The organism is Cupriavidus sp. Met-2 (assembly GCF_049843575.1).
Lineage (GTDB): Bacteria > Pseudomonadota > Gammaproteobacteria > Burkholderiales > Burkholderiaceae > Cupriavidus > Cupriavidus metallidurans.
Window position 1 is genome coordinate 17,300 of record NZ_JBBHZL010000003.1, and the last position, 17,035, is coordinate 34,334.

Annotated in this window: 19 protein-coding genes; 12 read left to right on the top strand and 7 right to left on the bottom strand. The window is 65.2% G+C overall.

The genetic code is table 11. From position 1 onward, the window contains the following. Positions 1-187 precede the first annotated feature (187 nt). The 4 genes from WD006_RS08530 (at position 188) to WD006_RS08545 (ending at position 2,797) form a co-directional block, all read left to right on the top strand. Positions 188-1,726, top strand: a complete 1,539-nt coding sequence (locus WD006_RS08530) for a hypothetical protein (protein WP_011518164.1) — start codon at positions 188-190, stop codon at positions 1,724-1,726. A 52-nt stretch (positions 1,727-1,778) separates the two neighbouring features. Beyond that, the gene (locus WD006_RS08535; protein WP_008646885.1) at positions 1,779-2,081 is read left to right on the top strand and encodes a 2Fe-2S iron-sulfur cluster-binding protein; all 303 of its coding nucleotides are present in this window, start codon (positions 1,779-1,781) and stop codon (positions 2,079-2,081) included. Between the two features lie 39 nt (positions 2,082-2,120). Beyond that, positions 2,121-2,441: a hypothetical protein gene (locus WD006_RS08540; protein ID WP_011518165.1), complete on the top strand. Its 321-nt coding sequence runs from the start codon at positions 2,121-2,123 to the stop codon at positions 2,439-2,441. A gap of 80 nt (positions 2,442-2,521) precedes the next feature. Further along, positions 2,522-2,797, top strand: a complete 276-nt coding sequence (locus WD006_RS08545) for a 2Fe-2S iron-sulfur cluster-binding protein (protein ID WP_029306903.1) — start codon at positions 2,522-2,524, stop codon at positions 2,795-2,797. Between the two features lie 28 nt (positions 2,798-2,825). Here WD006_RS08545 and WD006_RS08550 read toward each other — a convergent pair whose 3' ends face one another. After that, a complete protein-coding gene (locus WD006_RS08550; RefSeq protein WP_024569351.1) occupies positions 2,826-3,647 on the bottom strand; it encodes an IclR family transcriptional regulator in 822 nt (273 codons plus the stop codon). 215 nt (positions 3,648-3,862) lie between these two features. On the opposite strand from WD006_RS08550, the gene WD006_RS08555 reads away from it, so the two are divergent. Continuing rightward, complete coding sequence (locus WD006_RS08555; protein WP_017510831.1) at positions 3,863-4,774, top strand: LysR family transcriptional regulator; 912 nt, start codon at positions 3,863-3,865, stop codon at positions 4,772-4,774. Between the two features lie 71 nt (positions 4,775-4,845). Here the strand turns inward: WD006_RS08555 and WD006_RS08560 are convergent, their stop codons facing one another. Next, the gene (locus WD006_RS08560; RefSeq protein ID WP_008646871.1) at positions 4,846-5,118 is read right to left on the bottom strand and encodes a hypothetical protein; all 273 of its coding nucleotides are present in this window, start codon (positions 5,116-5,118) and stop codon (positions 4,846-4,848) included. Between the two features lie 211 nt (positions 5,119-5,329). Continuing rightward, a complete protein-coding gene (locus WD006_RS08565; protein WP_008646869.1) occupies positions 5,330-5,881 on the bottom strand; it encodes a YggT family protein in 552 nt (183 codons plus the stop codon). A gap of 191 nt (positions 5,882-6,072) precedes the next feature. Here WD006_RS08565 and WD006_RS08570 point away from each other — a divergent pair, with 191 nt between their 5' ends. Both WD006_RS08570 and WD006_RS08575 read left to right on the top strand, forming a co-directional pair. Beyond that, entirely contained in the window at positions 6,073-6,540 is a 468-nt protein-coding gene (locus tag WD006_RS08570; RefSeq protein ID WP_029306904.1) for a MarR family winged helix-turn-helix transcriptional regulator, read from the top strand. 159 nt (positions 6,541-6,699) lie between these two features. Next, positions 6,700-7,440, top strand: coding sequence for a glycine zipper 2TM domain-containing protein (locus tag WD006_RS08575; protein WP_029306905.1), 741 nt, complete (start codon positions 6,700-6,702; stop codon positions 7,438-7,440). Between the two features lie 75 nt (positions 7,441-7,515). Here WD006_RS08575 and WD006_RS08580 read toward each other — a convergent pair whose 3' ends face one another. Then, entirely contained in the window at positions 7,516-8,226 is a 711-nt protein-coding gene (locus WD006_RS08580) for a dienelactone hydrolase family protein (protein WP_008646864.1), read from the bottom strand. Positions 8,227-8,413: 187 nt separating this feature from the next. Further along, complete coding sequence (locus WD006_RS08585) at positions 8,414-8,833, bottom strand: hypothetical protein (protein ID WP_029306906.1); 420 nt, start codon at positions 8,831-8,833, stop codon at positions 8,414-8,416. A gap of 305 nt (positions 8,834-9,138) precedes the next feature. Between WD006_RS08585 and WD006_RS08590 the strand changes: the two genes are divergently transcribed. After that, complete coding sequence (locus WD006_RS08590; protein WP_008646861.1) at positions 9,139-9,345, top strand: dodecin; 207 nt, start codon at positions 9,139-9,141, stop codon at positions 9,343-9,345. 51 nt (positions 9,346-9,396) lie between these two features. Here the strand turns inward: WD006_RS08590 and WD006_RS08595 are convergent, their stop codons facing one another. Together WD006_RS08595 and WD006_RS08600 are read right to left on the bottom strand one after the other, a co-directional pair. Beyond that, positions 9,397-11,073 carry a ShlB/FhaC/HecB family hemolysin secretion/activation protein gene (locus WD006_RS08595; RefSeq protein WP_029306907.1) on the bottom strand — a complete coding sequence of 559 codons (1,677 nt, stop codon included), beginning with the start codon at positions 11,071-11,073 and terminating at the stop codon, positions 9,397-9,399. 150 nt (positions 11,074-11,223) lie between these two features. Further along, positions 11,224-12,810: a collagen-like triple helix repeat-containing protein gene (locus tag WD006_RS08600; protein ID WP_029306908.1), complete on the bottom strand. Its 1,587-nt coding sequence runs from the start codon at positions 12,808-12,810 to the stop codon at positions 11,224-11,226. A 505-nt stretch (positions 12,811-13,315) separates the two neighbouring features. Between WD006_RS08600 and WD006_RS08605 the strand changes: the two genes are divergently transcribed. The 4 genes from WD006_RS08605 to cpaB all read left to right on the top strand — a co-directional run bounded on the left by WD006_RS08605 (position 13,316) and on the right by cpaB (position 17,024). Continuing rightward, on the top strand, positions 13,316-14,554 hold the full coding sequence (locus WD006_RS08605; RefSeq protein WP_029306909.1) for a collagen-like triple helix repeat-containing protein: 1,239 nt from the start codon (positions 13,316-13,318) through the stop codon (positions 14,552-14,554). 444 nt (positions 14,555-14,998) lie between these two features. Then, a complete protein-coding gene (locus WD006_RS08610; protein ID WP_011518178.1) occupies positions 14,999-15,190 on the top strand; it encodes a Flp family type IVb pilin in 192 nt (63 codons plus the stop codon). Between the two features lie 338 nt (positions 15,191-15,528). Further along, complete coding sequence (locus WD006_RS08615) at positions 15,529-15,990, top strand: TadE family protein (RefSeq protein ID WP_011518179.1); 462 nt, start codon at positions 15,529-15,531, stop codon at positions 15,988-15,990. Between the two features lie 74 nt (positions 15,991-16,064). Beyond that, positions 16,065-17,024 (top strand): Flp pilus assembly protein CpaB, encoded by a 960-nt coding sequence (gene cpaB, locus WD006_RS08620; RefSeq protein ID WP_029306910.1) that lies wholly within the window; start codon positions 16,065-16,067, stop codon positions 17,022-17,024. Positions 17,025-17,035: the final 11 nt, after the last annotated feature.

Sequence of the window (17,035 nt, forward strand, 5' to 3'; positions counted from 1 at the left end):
CGCCGACCTGGTGCCAAATGCGCACATTCCGTGCGCTGGAGCGGAAATCCGCCCCTTTTTTGGGGATTTCCCTAGGCGTGGTAATTTCTGCTTGTGTCAGAGGATATGCGGAATATAGTATACAACTCGTAGTGAAAATAGAAATTCATATCCGCCCCCACAAGGGCCTCCATAGCAGGGGAGCCTCATGCATCAAACCGTAGAGATCGGCCTGGCACATTGGGTGTATTTGCTAGGCGTGGCCGTGATCGTGCTGACCATGATCATGCGTGCCAACGTCGTGGTGCCGTCGATCGTCGGCACGTTCCTCGTGATACTGGCCATTACTGGCAGTCCGGTCACGGCACTGGGCGGCATCTTTTCCGCGAGCCTGGTCGCGGCGAAGGAACTGTTCAATATCTTCCTGGTGATTGCCTTCATGACGGCGCTGCTCAACGCGCTGAAGTCATTGCGATCCGATGTCCGGATGGTCGAGCCGTTCCGCGTGGTGATGAAGAACGGCCATAGCGCCTATTTCATCCTGGCGGGCATCACCTACGTGATCTCGCTGTTCTTCTGGCCGACGCCGGCTGTGCCGCTGGTTTCCGCCATCCTGCTGCCGGCCGCGATTGCCGCCGGGCTGCCGCCGCTGGCGGGGGCCATGGCCATTGCGATTGCCGGTCAGGGCATGGCGCTGTCATCGGACTACGTGATTGGCGTGGCGCCTGGCATCAGCGCCAAGGCGGCTGGCGCGGCGGTCAGTGCGGCAGTGGTGGCGGATCGCGCGCTGATCCTGTCGATCATCACGGGCGGCATCGCGCTCACGCTGGCCTACCTGTCGATGCGCCGTCATATCGTTCCCGCCAGCGGCGCGTTGCTCGACCGCTGGCAGGCGCGCGCCACCGGTGTGGACACCGCAGTGGAAGCCACCGGCACCTTTGACAAGGCCGAGATCGCACGCGGCACCTCGCACGAGGAGCCGCTGGACACCGACGCCAATATCGAACGCAGCCTGGCGATGGTGGCCCAGCGCCGCGTGAAGTGGTCGAAGTTCTTCGCCGTGCTGACGCCGCTGGCCTTTGCCTGCGTTGTGACGCTGATGGTGCTGCCGAAGATTTCCTCGGGCATGGTCGATCTCAAGGGCGGTGCGGCCGCTGCGCTGGTGGGTGGCGTGGCTGCAGTGCTGATGATGCTGGCGACGCTGGCCGCCGAAGGCCCGCGCAAGATGCTCGACACGTGCCCGGAGCACATCACCGATGGCTTCGTCTTCGCGTTCAAGGCAATGGGCTCGGTGCTGCCGATCGCGGGCTTCTTCTTCGTTGGCGCGGGCGAGACCGCCGCGCAGATTCTCGGCGTCGACACTGGCCGCGCGCCGAGCCTGCTGTTCGAACTGATCCAGGCCTACCAGCACATGATTCCCGACAACCACGTGCTGGTGGCGTTCGGAGTGCTTCTGGTCGGCATGATCACCGGCATCGACGGATCGGGCTTTGCCGGACTGCCGCTGACCGGCACGCTGGCCGGCGCGCTTGGTCCCGTGGTCGGATTCGACTCGGCCACGCTGGCGGCCGTCGGCCAGATGGGTGCGGTCTGGACCGGTGGCGGCACGCTGATCGCGTGGTCGTCCCTGATCGCCGTGGCCGGATTTGCGCGCGTGCCCGTACTGGATGCCGTGCGGGCGCTGCTGCTGCCGGTGCTGGCCGGCCTGTTCGTCTCCACCATCTGCGCGATGCTGATCTGGCATTGAGCGCGTGGCGGACATCCCAACTGCCCATTTACTGATTGCGGAAAGCAGAGCTATGCCGAAAGTTGTCTTTCACAAGAACGGCCAGGTCTTCGTGGACGAGGTCAAGCCAGAAACCAACCTCGTGGTGCGCGCGGGCATCAAGCAGTTTCCCTATCCGAACCTGCGCTACGAATGCGGCATGGGCAAGTGCTCGAAATGCGCGTGCCGCGTGCTGTCCGGCGCGGAGCATCTGCCTCCGCCGAACTGGAAGGAGAAGAAGCAGCTCGGCGACCGGCTCGATCAGGGCTTCCGGCTGACCTGCCAGATCTGGCTCACGCACGACATCGAGCTCGAGCAGGAAGAACTGGCCGCCTGACGGTTGGCATGAACGAGCAATGACCGAGGGAACCAGCGGATGAACCAAGCCATGTACGTGATCCTGACCAGCAAACCGGGCCAGTTCCGCACCGAGGCCGTACCCGGCGTGGAACCCGTGGAGACGTGGGAGTACCTGTTCTACGGGCGCTGCACGGCCACGTTCGTGATTGCCGAGCTGTCCGATACCCAACACCCGTTGAAGGTGCGTGTCATCGACGAGGCGGACAAATCCGCCGAGGTCGTCAATCACGTGCCGACGAAATTCCTCGAGCGCTTCGACACGCTCGACGCTGCCCGCACCGCGCTGCAATCGCTGGCGCACTTCGGCAGCATGGACCTATCCCTAAGGAAGCAATGATGCAGGCCCAGACTGACATCGGCGACATCGACGCCGGCGCCGCCGTGCCCGATACCGATACCCCGCCCAAGCCCCGGACGATCGAAATCACGTTCGTGACCAATAGCGAAAAGACCGTCAACGCGCCGGAGAACAGCAATCTGCTGCGCGTGTCCCTGCGCGAGCAGGGCGGCATTCCGTTCAAGTGCGGAGGGGGCATCTGTGGCACCTGCAGGTGCCGCATCGAACGCGGGCTGGAACACACCGACGCGGTCAAGCCGAAAGAGCGCAAGCATCTCAGCGACGACGATCTGCGCGCTGGCTATCGCATGGCTTGCCAGACGTTCGTGAAGGGGGATATCGCGGTTTCCTGGTAACCGCCGGGGGCGGGCCCCGCCCTGGCCCTCAGGTACGCAGCCCCACCATCGCTGAAATCTTGCCCGCTGCTTCCAGCAGCGGCGGCAGGAAGCGCTCCACCATCTCTTGCGCGCTCGTGCGATTGGCCTGGCCGCTGATGTTGATCGCGGCGATGACCTGACCGCCGCGATTCCGGATCGGGGCGGACAGCGAAACCAGCCCCTCCTCCAACTCCTGGTCGTTCTGCGCCCAGCCGCGCTCGCGAATCTCGCCAATCAGCGTCTTCAATTCGCCGATATCGGTCACGGTGCGGCGCGTGCGCGGCCGCAGGTCCGACGCGTGCAGCACGCGATCGAGTTCTTCCTGATCCAGTCCCGACAGCAGCACGCGTCCCATCGACGAACAGTAGGCCGGCAGGCGGCTGCCGATCGACAGGTTGATCGTCATGATCTTGCGTGCGGGCACGCGCAGCACATAGACGATTTCCGTGCCGTCCAGCACCGAGATCGAGCAGCTTTCATGGACCGACTGCGACAGCGCCTCCATGATCGGCTCGGCCAGATTCCAGAACGGCATCGACGTCAGATACGCGAAGCCGAGATCGAGGATCTTTGGCGTGAGCCGGAACAGCCGGCCGTCGTTCTGCACATAGCCGAGCCCCACCAGCGTGAGCAGGATGCGTCGCGCGCCGGCGCGCGTCAGGCCACTGGCCTGGGCGATCTCGGTCAGCGTTTGCGCGGGGTGGCTGGCATTGAAGGCGCGAATCACCGACAGGCCGCGTGCGAAGGACTGCACGTAGCTGTCGCTTGGCTTTTCGGTGGCGCCGGCTACGGGCGCGCGGGACGTTGCGGTATCGGCTGGGTTCGCCATCGATCGGAACATCGGCGTCGATGCGCCGGAATTGGCTCGGAAAGGCCGAAAGGGTAGAGGAAATGCGCCGGCTTTGCCAGTCTGACGCATTTGCGGCCGGTACCGGGGTGCCCGGGCACGCTGACGAGACATATCTGTCTATCGCATAATGTGCGTCCGCACAATGGTGGACAGATAGTCGGGACAACAAGGGTCAGCAAAGGAAACAGGGTCCGGTGAACGAAACAATTCAGTGGAACGATTGGGAGGCATTCTGCTGCGTGATCGAGCAGGGCACTTTCACGGCGGCAGCCGCGGCACTCGATTGCCCGAAGTCGCGCGTCTCGGCGGCAGTGGCCCGACTGGAAACGGCCATCGGCGCCAAGCTGCTGGAGCGCACCACGCGACGGATGCGGCTGACCGACGCTGGCGGCGCGGTCTATCGCGACGTCGCGCCGCTGTTCGCGCGACTGCGCGAGATTCGGCAGGAGACCCTGGCTCGCGAGGAGCGCGTGCAGGGGATGTTGCGCATCGCCACGCCTTATGAGTTCGGCGCCCAGCAACTCGGCGGTGTGATCTGTCGGACACTGGCGGCGCACCCCGCGCTCGACATCACCGTGGAGATCTCCCAGGGCCTGGTCGATCCGATCCGCGAAGGCTTCGACATCGCCTTCGTCACGGTGGATACCGACCTGCCGGATTCAGGCACCATCGCCCGACGCATCTGGCATATAGAAAGGGGCCTCGTGGCGGCACCGTCGCTGGCGGCCAGCCTGCCGGCGCAGATGCAGCCGGAAGATCTGTCGCACATGCCGACGTTGGCCACGCCTGGCGTCTCGGTGTGGGAGTTCTCGCGGGATGGGGAACGTATCTCCGTGCCGATTCGTCCGCGAATGCAGACCTATAACGCCGAGCTGCGCATGCAGGCAGCGCTGGCTGGAATCGGGATCGCGCGTGTGCCGATGGCAACAGCGGAGGCGGAGATTGCGCAGGGCAGGCTGGTGCGGATGATGCCCGACTGGCCGTTGCCACCGCTGAGGGTCTTTGCGTTACTGCCCGACCGTCGCTTGCAGCCGCGCAAGGTGCGCGCATTCATGGAAGCGATTGAATCGATGATGGGGGCCGATCTCGATGATCTCGGGCAGTAACTTGCGCTGTGTACTGCTGACGGGGCAGGGGGAGCGCCCCGTCTGACTTGCCTGGATCAGGCAGGCGAGGCTCAGGCGCCTTCGCTGTAGACGTCGCGCTTTTCGGTCACGCCACGCGCGCCTTCGGTGTAGACGTCGCGCTTTTCGGTCACGCCGCGCGCGCCTTCCGTGTACACGTCACGCTTTTCGGTGACGCCACGGGCGCCATCCAGGTACGGGTCGACCTTGCGGGCGATGCTTCCGTCCAGGCGGGCCAGATCCGAATTGAACTCCGATGCTTGAGCGGCGGTGGCGCCGACAGACAGGCCGATGGCGCAAAGCAGGGAGAGTGCGAGGGTCTTCATGGTTGTGCTTTCCTACTATTTTTGGCAGTGATCGCGGTGGGTTCCGCGGTGCCTGTAATGTAGGCTTCAGCACGCACAGGAAAAAGGGAGAATCCTCGACAGACTGTCCAACGATTTGGACAATAAGGGTTTTCCCTATGGTTCCTGTCTGTGGTAGCGTGGCGCGCCGGACACTTGCGCCATCCGGTGCGCCACCGCTTGAAAATGCCGTTCAGGCCACTCCGCGGCTGACGTTGGCGATCACCATCAGAAGAATCTGGGCGATCACGAACAGGATCAGCGGAGAGATGTCGAAGCCACCCAGGCGCGGCACCACGCGCTGGATCGGGCGCAGCAGCGGGGCGGTCAGATGCCAGATCGGCGCGGCCAGCGGCGAGTTGGGATTCACCCACGACAGCACCGCCATCAGCAGCGTCACCCACATCACCATGCTGATGCCCCACTTGAGCATGCTGAGCACGCCCAGCGCCAGGATCACCGGCAGGAATCCGAGCGGATCGGCGCCGAGCACCAGCGCGCGGCAGAGCAGGAACGCCACGGCGGTCAGATAGGCCGCGAAGACGGTGGCCCAGTCGATGCCACCCAGGCCAGGAATGATGCGGCGCAGGGGGCGGACGATCCAGTCCGTCACCTGGAACACGCCCTGGGACACAGGATTGCGCGAAGGCAGCCGGGACAGTTGCATCCACAGGCGCAGCAGCAATGCCATGCCAAAGAGCGTGAAAACAGTATCGAGCAGGAACAGGATGATTTCCGTGAACATCGGGCGGATTTCCGTTTTGCGGTTATAGGGTGTCGGCAACCGCACAGATTCTGCCATACCGCGCCGGGACCCAAAGCGTCGAAGTACGGGCGGGATTGCCGGGCAATGCGTGCCAGCGCACGGCGGCGCCTGCGGGCGCACCTCCTATAATGGGCGGCCGGTCCACCAACGCTCTCGCTGATCCGACATCCATGCCACGCAAGTCTGCCCAAGCCAGGGCCTCCGAAGAAACCGCCGTGCTGCACAAGCAGGACTTCGAAGCACTCTCCGATTTTCGCTACCAGTTGCGCCGCTTCCTGCGTTTCTCGGAGGAGGCCGCGCGCGCCGAAGGCGTGACCGTCCAGCAGTACCTGCTGATGCTGCATATCCGCGGATGCCCGGACAAGAACTGGGCCTCGGTGGGCGAACTGGCCGAACGCCTGCAGGCCAAGCAGCATGGCGTGGTGGCGCTGGTCAACCGGTGCGAGGCCGCCGGACTGGTCAGCCGCAAGGTCAATCCCGATGATCGCCGCGTGGTGCAGATTCATCTGCTGGCCAAGGGCGAGCGTTGCCTGAACCGCCTGGCGGCACTGCATCGCACCGAACTGGAATCACTGCGCAACACGTTCCGCGTGGCGCGTATCACGGCGTTCAACGACGACGGCGCCGAGCGCATCTGATCAACCTCCCGCCTGGAGGCGATGACGCGATAACGCGATAAGGCGATGATGCGGTTACAGGCGGTTACCCATCACAATCTCCGGTGACACCTGCGGCCGGACGGCGGCACTAGACTCCCGCGCAATACCAATACGCGCATCGACGCAGGAGCCTTCATCATGTCTTTCCCGTTCCGTCCGGTTGTGTTGGTCGCGCTCGCCGCGAGCGCCCTGGCTGGCTGCGCCGCGCCATATGGCGGCTATGGCGATGGCTACGGGTCGGGCTATGGCGGCTCCTACGGCTCGTCCGGCTCCTACGGCAGCACCGCTTACGGTGGCGCCACGTATGGCAACGCAGGCTATGGTGGCAGCGGCACGCAGGTCAGCGGCGGCTACCCCGCCTATCCGCAGCAGCAAGGCTACCCCCAGCAGCAAGGCTACCCCCAGCAGCAGACCTACCCGCAACAACAGACCTACCCGCAACAACAGACTTATGACCAGTACGCCTACCCGTCGCAGCCCTCCGCGCCGCAGGGTGGCAACTACGACGGCGGCTATAACAACGGCTACAACGACCAGTACGCCGTGCGTTATGGATGGGTGGAGTCGATCGAGCAACTGGCCGGCCAGCCGGCCGACACGAGCGGTGCGGGTGCCGTGATCGGCGGTGTGGTGGGTGGTCTGCTGGGTCACCAGGTGGGTGGCGGCCGCGGGAATACCGTCGCAACGATCGGTGGCGCGGTGGCCGGCGCGCTGGCCGGCAATGAAGTGGAAAAGCGCTCCAGCACCACGCCGGCGGCTTTCCGCGTGCGCGTGCGCACCAACGACAACGTCTACGTGACCGTGACGCAGAACAGCCCCTACAACCTGCGCACGGGCGATCGCGTCAAGATTCAGAACGGTGTGGCGATGCCGTATTGAGCGCGCCGGGCCCGCTGCAGCAGTTGAAACCGTCGAAGACGTACTGCGCAGCGGAACGGCGGCTGCATTGAAGCGTCAGGACAGCGCGTTAGTCAGGAACGTCAGCGCGCGGCCATGCGCGAGCGCCGCCGAACGCTGGTGGTACGAGCCACGCGCCCAGCAGTTGAAGCCGTGGTCGGCCTGGTCATAGACGAAGACCTCGACACCGCGCTTGCCCGCCACAGCCTGACGCACACGTTCGACGTCCTCGGGCTTGATGTGGGCGTCGAGCGCGCCATAGTGGAACTGCACCGGGACGTTGAGCGCTTCTGCTTCCTTGAGGTTGTTCTGGATACCGCCGCCGTAGTACGGCACCGCCGCATCGACCATGCCACGCGCGGCCGCCATGTACGACAGCAGCCCGCCAAAACAGTAACCCACTGCCGCCACCTTACCGCCGGCGCCGATTTCCGCGCGCAGCGCCTTGGCCGTCGCACCGATGTCGGATACGGCCTCCTCCAGGTTCACGGCCTGGCGCAGCTTCATGGCCTCTTCCCAGTCCTTGCCCGAGTAGCCAAGTTCCACGCGCGGCGCCGTGCGCCAGAACACGTCCGGCGCCAGCACCACGTAGCCGTCGGCGGCGTACTGGTCCGCTACGGAGCGGATGTGCTCGTTGACGCCGAAGATCTCCTGGATCAGCACGATGCCCGGGTTGCCCGGCTGCTTGCCTGCTGGCGGCAGGCTCAGATAGGCGTCGAAGCTGCCATCGGGGGTATCGATACGAATCCAGCGGCTATTGGTGGTCATGGTCGGAAACTCCGGGGTGAAGTGTTCAGAGGGTGAGGAACCAGGGCGCAAGTTTGCCACCGGTAAGGTAATCGTGCAGCGGACCACGCGCTACATGGGTACGGGTCCGCGCAAAAAAACCGGCATCCGGGGGACGGATGCCGGCATTGGCCGGGCGACAGCCGGGCCTCATATGTGCCCGTGTGGCTTACCAGCGCATCTGGACGTTCTTCTCGCCCGGACTCAACGTGGCGTGCTTCGACATGCCTTCATAGGTCGCCACCACCTGATAGGACGCACGCGGCCCGCGGATCAGGCAGCGCGGCCCGGTGGACCGGAAATCGGCCACTTCCTTGCCGTTCTTCATCAGCTTGACGTTCACGTCGGACAGGTACTCGCCCCGTCCGCCTTGTGTGAACAGCAGACCCATGTCGTAGTTGCGGGCCTCGCTGCGCATTTCGGCCTGCTCGTCCGCGGCAACCCCGCCGCAGACATAGGTGATCGGCCCTGACGTCGAACTCGTGATGTCCGCACGCGCCGCCATGGCGGCACCCAGTGACATCACAGCGACGCCAACCGCGCACAAGTTGCGCGCGCGCTGGCGCATGGCAATCTGTTCTGTTCTCATCGCTTCCTCCTGCCAGGTAAAGCGGATGCGATGACGATGATGGAGACACGTGTTGAACTTTCGCACTCCGGGGCCGAGCTGGTGGCCCGTCGCGCATCCGAGGTTACTCGTCTCAAGTACATACCCGTACGCACGCCGGGAATGTCAGTGTTTGGCTGATCCTGATGCCGGACAGGCCAGACGGGATTTGGGGAGAGTGCAGGCGCGTGCCTATCATGAAAGGATATGACGCGTGCCGCGCATGAAGCCGCGCAGCATTTGCCGGGTCACAGTCACACTCACCCATGCACAACAGGAGACGGATCATGTCCAACCACACCTACAAGCTGGTCGAGATCGTCGGGTCGTCGGCGGACGGCAGCGATGCCGCCATTCGCAATGCGCTGGCAAAGGCCTCGGAGTCCATCAAGAACATCGACTGGTTCGAGGTCGTGGAAACGCGCGGACATGTGCAGGATGGCAAGGTCGCGCACTTTCAAGTGACGCTCAAGATCGGGTTCCGCGTGAACTGAACGGGGCCGGCGGCATGGCGCAGACCCCTGTTCCGCCGCGCCGGCCACCCGTCAGTCGAACTGGTACGACCAGAGCAGGTTGAAACGCGGCGAACGATGGCTCGCGTTGGTCGGCTTGTCGCCCACGGGCTGCGCCACCGAGATATCCATCGTGTAGTAGCGACGGTCGGAGAACCGCAGGCCGATGGCGACAGATTGCAGCGTCCGGTGCGACAGCGACACGCTGTTGGAGAACACGCGCGCGTAGTCGGTGACGATGAATGGCTGCAGCGTCTTCAGGTAGGTGTAGTCCACCGCGAACATCCGGTTGATTTCGGCGGAAGCCCCCCAGCCCTTGTCTCCAGCCACTTCGCCGGCGGGATAGCCCAGGCCGAAGAAGCGGCCGCCGAAGCTGATCTGCTCGCTCGATGCCAACCGGTTGCCGCTGTACTGGCCTGCCGCGGAAACCGATGTGCCAAATCCGTAGGGCAGGTCGTTGGCCTGCGACACGAGCAACCGGGTGCGGAAGAAGCTCAGGTCGTTGATGTTGTTCTGGCGGCTTGCCCCGAGCCCGTCGAAGCCCTTGTAGAAGCCCAGCGTGGCGTTGCGCGTGAAACCCTGGCCGCGCTGCAGGTACGACGCCTCCGCGCTGGCCACGCGCACATCGGTCGACAACTCGATCTGCCGGCCCGCGCCCGGCTGCACCGCCTGCGTGTAGCGCTCGAACTGGTTATTCGCGTAGAAGCCGCCGGTCAGCGTGAGCGCATGGCGGTTGTTGAGGATCACGGGGTAGCTCAACGTGCCGCCGAGACGCTTGGAGTCGTTGACATAGCGCGATTCGAAACCGATGGGCGCCAGTGACGTGTTCTCGGGCACGCCGCGATAGTGCGACGCCGTCACCTTGGCCAGCATGCCCTCGGTGCCGATCGGCTGGGCGTAGTTGAGCGCGTAGTACTCCTCGTCGTTGTGCCCTTTTGGGAAAAGCGTCGTGAACGAGAGCTGCTCGCCGAGCGGCGTGAGGCTGTTGGTGGTGGCCGTGGCGATGGCGCGCAGGCCCGGCGACATCCACTCCACACCGGTGCCGAACGTGAACGGCTTGCGCTTGGCCTCGAGCACCATCTCGCACGCGCCATCGGTGGTGGTGGGCGGCTGCACTGTGGCGTTGATCTGCATGCCCGGCTGTTGTGACAGCACGTTGACGTAGTGCTCGAAGCTCTCCTGCCGCAGCGGGCGGTCGCGCATCAGTTGCTGCGCGATCTTGCGCAGGCGGCCCTCGGCTGGGCCAGGCTTGCCGCGGACCGTGACGTTGGCCACGTAGCCTTCCACCACGGTGATCAGCACGTCACCGTTCTCGAACGACTGCGCGGGCACAAACGCGAACGACAGCGGATATCCCGCGTCCTTGTACATCTGGGTGACAGATTCCGCGGCCTGCAGCAGTTCGGCCACGCTGATCTCGCGGTTAGCCAGCGGCGAGAACTTGGCGGCGATCTGTTCGAACGGCAGCGTTTTCGCGCCTTCGATCTTGAAATGCTTCGGCGTCAGGCGCGAGGCGAGCAGATTCTGCATGGCCGCATCGGGCCGTTCCACCTGCACGGTGACATTGCTCTGCGCTGGCTTGCTCGGCGCGATGGTCGGGAGAGTCTGGGTCGGGTCGCCCTGGACCGGGCTCCGTTCGGCATGAGACAGGCCGCTATGAATGGCGCCGATGCCAATCAGCAATGCGGCAACACGCTTGCGTGTACGCATGGTAATACCCCTTGATCAAGACAGCTTTGCGGCTATGACGCCGCGTGCCACGGACGGTAGGGATGCCGCTCTCCCTGCCGCCCATCTGTGGCCGCGACGCTTTTGCTTCAGTTGATTTGGTTGATTCGCTTGATTCGGTTGCTGCGGAGGTCAGTGCCTGGTGCCACCCAGCGCGCCGGTCAGGCCGCTGACCAGTCCGCCGACGAGGCCCGTGACGGGTGCCAGCGGATTGGCGGGCTTGGTGCCGCCCGTCGTCGTGCCACTGGTGCTGGCGGGCGCGTTGCCACCAGTGAGGCCGGCAACGATGCCGGTGACCGGGGCCAGCGGGCTGGCAGTGGTGCCGGCGCTATTGCCGCCGGTCAGTCCACCGGTGACGCCGCTGACCAGGCCCGTCACCGGCGCCAGCGGGCTGCCGCCGCCACCGGCTGCACTGGTCAGGCCGCCAGTCACGCCGCTGACGAGACCAGTAACGGGCGCGAGCGGGCTGGTGCCGCCGCCGGCTGCGCTGGTCAGTCCGCCGGTCACGCCGCTGACGAGACCGGTAACGGGCGCGAGCGGGCTGGTGCCGCCGCCGGCTGCGTTGGTCAGTCCGCCCGTCAGGCCGCTGACGAGACCCGTCACAGGGGCCAGCGGGCTGGCGCTGCCCCCGGTCGCGCCGCTCAGACCACCGGTGAGGCCGCTGACGAGCCCGGTAACGGGCGCCAGTGGATTGGTGACGCTGCCGCCCGCAGGTCCGTTCACGACGCCGCCAACCGAAGCCACCGTATTGCCCACGCCGGTAACCACGCCACCCACGCCCGAGACCACAGGCGTATTGGTGTTGGTCAGCGTGGTGCCCGTTACAGCCAGCGCGCCGCCCACCGTCGCCAGCAGGTTGTTGACCGGCTGGCCCAGACCCGTCGCCGCGCCCAGCGTCTGCGTGCCGTTGGTCAGCGTCGACGTGAGCGGCACGATGATCTTGCTGACGCCGCCGGTCAGTTGCTCGACGGGACCGGTCGACAGCGCCGTGCCGAGCTGGGTGCCAACGTTGCTGACGGTGCCGCCCACTTGCGACACCACGCCGCCGAGCGGCGTGGTCAGCGCGGCCAGCGGCGCGAGCGGTCCGGTGCCAAGGCCGCTGACCGCGCTGCCCGCATTCGTTACGGCATTGCCGAGCTGGCTCACCACGCCACCGGTGCTGGCTACGGTCGTGCCCACGGGGTTGGTGGCGTTGGGGATGTTGCCGAGGCCGGACTGCACGCCGTTGGCCAGCGTGCTGACGGCATTGCCAACCGATGTCACCACGCCACCCAGACCGGCCTGCGTCTGCGATGGCAGGCCCGGCACGTTCGCGTTGCTGATGGCGTCGCCGAGACCACTGACCGTCTTGCCGGCGCCGTCTGCGACCGAGCCCGCGTTGCTGACGATCGCGCTGGTCGGCGTCAGCGCGGCGGTGGTGCCACCGCCGTTGTTGTTGTTGTTGTTGTTGTTGCCACCGTTGTTGCTGCCGTTTCCACCTGTGCCGTTGCTGCCCAGGTCCGTGCCGGAACCACCAGTGCTGCCAGACCCACCCGCCCCGCCATTGGTGCCGCTGCTACCAGTGCCCGCCGACGTGCCCGCGGTGCCACCCGATCCGCCCGAGCCGCTGGTCCCCATCGAAGTGGAACCGCTGCCGCTGGCGCAGCCGCCCAGCGCGAACAGTGCCCCCAGTACTGCCGTGATGACGATCCGCTTCTTGAAGTCTTGTTGTTGGCGCATGACCTGTTCCCCTTTTTGTCTTTTCTCTTACCCGTCGAAGTTCACGTGCACGCTCGTCGGTCGAGCGTCGAGATGTGTGGCGTGCCGTGGCTGCCGATGTATGCGCAAGCGGTGTGCCAATCGAGGACCACGGGCGGACAGGAGTCCAATGGAAGCAGGGGTGCTGCCCGCAAACGCACGTCTGACAAGGGTTTGCGGGTAGCCGATCAAACGCCCGCATCAAGCGGACGGTGGTTGTGGGAAGTGGGCGAGGCGTTACGCGTTACGTAACGCGCGGCGCTTTCGTAACGCGCCGATGGCGTGGTGTGACGTGTCGCCTGAGGCGGAAACCGTGCACGTCGTCGCGTCGGAAAGCCGCTCAGCGCAACGGGTTCCGGGCATCGCGCCGTGGTTATCCAGTGTTCGTATCGAACATGCGATTGACCCTGGCACACGGCTTGCGCAACAGGCCCTGCCAAAGCGCGCGAGTTGCGTTTCGCACACGTCCACCAGAGGAGATCAAAACATGAAGACCACGAGCCAATTGCAGCGTCCCCGTTATTCCACGAATGTCGTGGCACTGGCTTGCGCTGCCGCGCTCGCCCTGCTGGCCGGCTGTTCGTCGGGCGGTTCGGGCAGCGGCGCAAGCCCATCGCCGTCCACGCCGGCCGGACCGACCCCGACGCCGACCCCCACGCCCACCGCCTCGACGACGCCGACCGCCAAGGTGGTGGAAGGCACTGGCAATACGGTGACGGCGGCTGGCAACGCGGTGGGCCAGATCGGCCAGCAAATCAAGGGCACGAACGTTCCGCTGGTACCCACCGGCGCAAAGAACGCCACCGGCGATGTGGTGATCAATGCCGGGGCAACGGTTGCCACGCTCGGCGCCGGCGTTGCCAATGGGCTCGGAAAGATGGGTGCCGTCGACAATCCGGTTGGTGTCACCGTGGCCAACACTGGCAACGTTGTGACGCAGACTGGCAAGACGGTGGTTAGCGCGGGAGACCTGGTGCAAGCCGTGGGCACCGGCCAGCTTGCCCCACTCGCGCCAGTTACCACGCCTGTCGGCGGCGTGGTGCAGAGCGTGGGCAGCGCCGTGATGGGCGCCGGCAATCAGCTCGGCACGGCCTTGTCGACAGGCGCCGTGGCGGAGCTGACAGGTAGCACCAGCAAGGTCATCGTGCCGCTGACCACGCAACTCGCCAATGCCACGCAGACCGTCGGTGGCGCAACTGGTCTGGGCGCGCCGGTCAACAACCTGCTGGTGACCGTGGGCAACACGGTGGCCAGTGCCGGCAGCATGATTACCAACACCAATACGCCGATCGTCTCTCCGCTTGGCGGCGTGGTGACCGAGACCGGCAAGACCGTCGCGGTGGCAGGCGGTCTGCTGCACGGCACGGGCAGTGGCGCGGGCACCAATCCGCTGGGCAGCCTGCTCAGCAGCCTGCCGATCAACAGCTTGCCGGTTGCCAATGTGGCCAGCGCGCCTGGCTCCGCGAGCGCCAATCCGGTCAGCGGCCTGCTGGGTAGCCTTCCGATCAGCAACCTGCCCGTTGTGGGCAGCGTGGCGGGTGCAGCGGGTGGGGCTGGTGGTGCGGCGGGCGCCAATCCGCTGGCTCCCGTGACGGGCCTGGTCAGCGGCCTGACCGGCGGGTTGACTGGTGCGACTGGTGCGACGGGTGGCGCGGCGTCCGGCAGCGGCAGCCAGAATCCGCTCGCGCCAGTCACGAACCTGCTCGGCGGACTGACGCAACGCTGATCGCGCAACGAATCGGGAAAGTCCTCTAATTCGGCGAGATGGATTCAGGATTTTCCCTGACAACCGGCCGACATCTTTACGGTGCGCTGTCGTCTTTACCCCGCGCGGCGCATCCTTTTATTGCGCGCCGTGCCGCGTCCCGCATGTCGGCGTGCAGGATGCGGCACGGCGGTGCCGGTTTTATTGCCCTTCATTCAACAATTAGAGATTCCTCATCCCAAAGCATGAGAATCGGGCAATGTTGTTTCAAACGTATGTCCCACATTATGCTGATTCATATCTAGCCCAAATGGGGGGTATGGATGAGACATTCCATATCTTATAAAGGCTGTGCCAGCGATCGGAAAATAGAATTGCCACGGAGAAATCATCGATGGCATCACGTCAGGACCGGGGTATCGCTGGGTTCCGTGTACGGAAAATTTTCTCATCGGGAGTGAGATCATGCGTCAAGTAAAAGCGTCCCTCTTTCGCAAAGCGCAACGCGGAGCGACTGCCATCGAATACGGCCTGATCGCGGGTCTGATCGCCGTAGCCATCGTCGCCGGGGTTACCAACCTCGGTCAAAATCTCGGCACCGGTTTCTCGAATCTTGCTACCAAGGTAACAACGTGGTTCGCCGCGGTTGGTCCCTGACGCAATAACGTCCTTGCTGCCGCTGGCCGGTTGACCAGCGGAACCCGACTTACCGAATCGCATGGATATACCGTGCCAGCGTGAATGCTGGCCGCGGTGGGACGCTTGCACCCTGACGGCGCGGTTCGGTGCCTGGCCTCTAACGAGGATGAAGTGGTAGCGCCGCACTGGCCGCGAGTCGTACATGGACGGCTGGGGAAAAAGTAGCAGGAGTGGTGCCAAGTCGCGCAATGCAGCACGAGAAGAACGGCCGCGGCCGGTGCCGGCAGTCATGCCGGTACTGGTCCTGTGGCCCCGTGGCGCCGGCATGCTGGCGTGCAGAAAATACCGGGTGAAGCATGCACTTAAGGGGGAAAGCGGACGGGCGTCGCGCGAAGGGCATCGCGGCGCTCGAGTTCGCCATCGTTGCACCGTTGTTCCTGACGCTCGTACTGGGTATCACGTACTACGGCACGGTGTTCGTCTTGCAGCAGGCGCTGACGCTCGCGGCCGAAGAAGGCGCGCGGGCTGCCTTGCGTTATCCGCTCACCTCGACCGGGGGCACCACCGCCTCCACGCTTGATCTTCGCGTTGCCGCCGCCGCGCAGACCGCGCGCGCGATGCTGCCGACGTCGATGTCCTCGCTGATCTCGTCCGCGAACGTCGCCCAGCCCGTGACATGCGCGTCCCCGTCCGGCACGCAGTGCGTGCAGGTGACGCTGAGCCTGCCAACCCGATCGATCCTGCCATCGGTGCCAATGGTGCCGGTGCCGGCTGTGCTGACTGGTTCGGCGATGGTCCAGCTATCTCCCGATATCTGAGCCTCGAGATCTGACATCCCCATGAACGACGGCCCGCATTTCATCCATCGACGCAACCCGAGACAAGGCTTGGCATGAGCAGCAAACAGATACGGATCGTGGCGATTGTCCTGCTCGTGCTTGCCGGTCTGCTGGCATTGCTGGCGCTGCAGGCGGCACGCCACACCGCCGCGCCGGCACCCGCGCAGGGCGTGGTGGCCACGCACGCCGTGGTCGTGACCACGCGCGCGGTGCCGGCAGGCAAGCCGCTGCCGGCGGACGCGCTCCAGGTCCTGCAGTTGCCGATCGATCCGGGTGGCGCCTATCAGGACGTCGCACGTGTTGCCGGCCAGGTGCCGCTGGTCAACCTCGGCGCCAACGTGCCGGTACTTGAAAGCCAGTTGCTGGCCGGGCTGGCGCGTCAGATTCCGGACGGCGAGCGCGCGATGGCGGTGGCCGTGGACGAAGTGATCGGCGTCGGCAATCAGGTACAGCCTGGCGACTTTGTCGACGTCTTCGTGGTCCTGCGGCGCGATAGCCAGGAGATTCCGCAAAGCCAGACGCGGATGTTGTTGTCGCGCCTGCGGGTGCTGGCGTACGGCACCGGTGCGGTGAATGAAGCGCCGAAGCAGCAGGGCGAGCAGATGATGGCGCGCCGTGAAGGCGCGAAAACGGCGGTGCTGTCGGTGCCGCTGGAGCAGGTTGGCACGCTGGTCATGGCGCAGCAGGCCGGCCGCCTGATGCTCGCGCTACGCAATCCGACTGACGAGGCGATGCCCAGCGACGGCATGTTCGCGGACCCACCGGGGGTGCTGCAGGCCCGCGCGGGCGTGCCACCCGAAGCCCAGCGCGCGCCGGTGGACAAGGCTGTGGCGGGCGTGAGCCTCGCGGGGCTGGTCGGCGAACCGCGCGCGCCCCAAACGCCCGCGCCAGCGATGCGGCCTGCCGCGCTTCCCACGGGACTCCCGGGGATGGTGGCCACCGCACGGCGCGATCCCCAGAACGAAGGTAACGGCGTGGAAATGATCCGCGCCGGCAAGCGAGCGATTGAATAACGGACGACACG

Coding starts and splice junctions, on each gene's coding strand:
- WD006_RS08580 (WP_008646864.1), bottom strand. CDS start 8,226: ATGACCACCAATAGCCGCTGGATTCGTATCGATACCCCCGATGGCAGC.
- WD006_RS08540 (WP_011518165.1), top strand. CDS start 2,121: ATGAACCAAGCCATGTACGTGATCCTGACCAGCAAACCGGGCCAGTTC.
- WD006_RS08550 (WP_024569351.1), bottom strand. CDS start 3,647: ATGGCGAACCCAGCCGATACCGCAACGTCCCGCGCGCCCGTAGCCGGC.
- WD006_RS08535 (WP_008646885.1), top strand. CDS start 1,779: ATGCCGAAAGTTGTCTTTCACAAGAACGGCCAGGTCTTCGTGGACGAG.
- WD006_RS08600 (WP_029306908.1), bottom strand. CDS start 12,810: ATGCGCCAACAACAAGACTTCAAGAAGCGGATCGTCATCACGGCAGTA.
- WD006_RS08605 (WP_029306909.1), top strand. CDS start 13,316: ATGAAGACCACGAGCCAATTGCAGCGTCCCCGTTATTCCACGAATGTC.
- WD006_RS08615 (WP_011518179.1), top strand. CDS start 15,529: ATGCACTTAAGGGGGAAAGCGGACGGGCGTCGCGCGAAGGGCATCGCG.
- WD006_RS08565 (WP_008646869.1), bottom strand. CDS start 5,881: ATGTTCACGGAAATCATCCTGTTCCTGCTCGATACTGTTTTCACGCTC.
- WD006_RS08530 (WP_011518164.1), top strand. CDS start 188: ATGCATCAAACCGTAGAGATCGGCCTGGCACATTGGGTGTATTTGCTA.
- WD006_RS08570 (WP_029306904.1), top strand. CDS start 6,073: ATGCCACGCAAGTCTGCCCAAGCCAGGGCCTCCGAAGAAACCGCCGTG.
- WD006_RS08610 (WP_011518178.1), top strand. CDS start 14,999: ATGCGTCAAGTAAAAGCGTCCCTCTTTCGCAAAGCGCAACGCGGAGCG.
- WD006_RS08595 (WP_029306907.1), bottom strand. CDS start 11,073: ATGCGTACACGCAAGCGTGTTGCCGCATTGCTGATTGGCATCGGCGCC.
- WD006_RS08590 (WP_008646861.1), top strand. CDS start 9,139: ATGTCCAACCACACCTACAAGCTGGTCGAGATCGTCGGGTCGTCGGCG.
- WD006_RS08575 (WP_029306905.1), top strand. CDS start 6,700: ATGTCTTTCCCGTTCCGTCCGGTTGTGTTGGTCGCGCTCGCCGCGAGC.
- cpaB (WP_029306910.1), top strand. CDS start 16,065: ATGAGCAGCAAACAGATACGGATCGTGGCGATTGTCCTGCTCGTGCTT.
- WD006_RS08585 (WP_029306906.1), bottom strand. CDS start 8,833: ATGAGAACAGAACAGATTGCCATGCGCCAGCGCGCGCGCAACTTGTGC.
- WD006_RS08560 (WP_008646871.1), bottom strand. CDS start 5,118: ATGAAGACCCTCGCACTCTCCCTGCTTTGCGCCATCGGCCTGTCTGTC.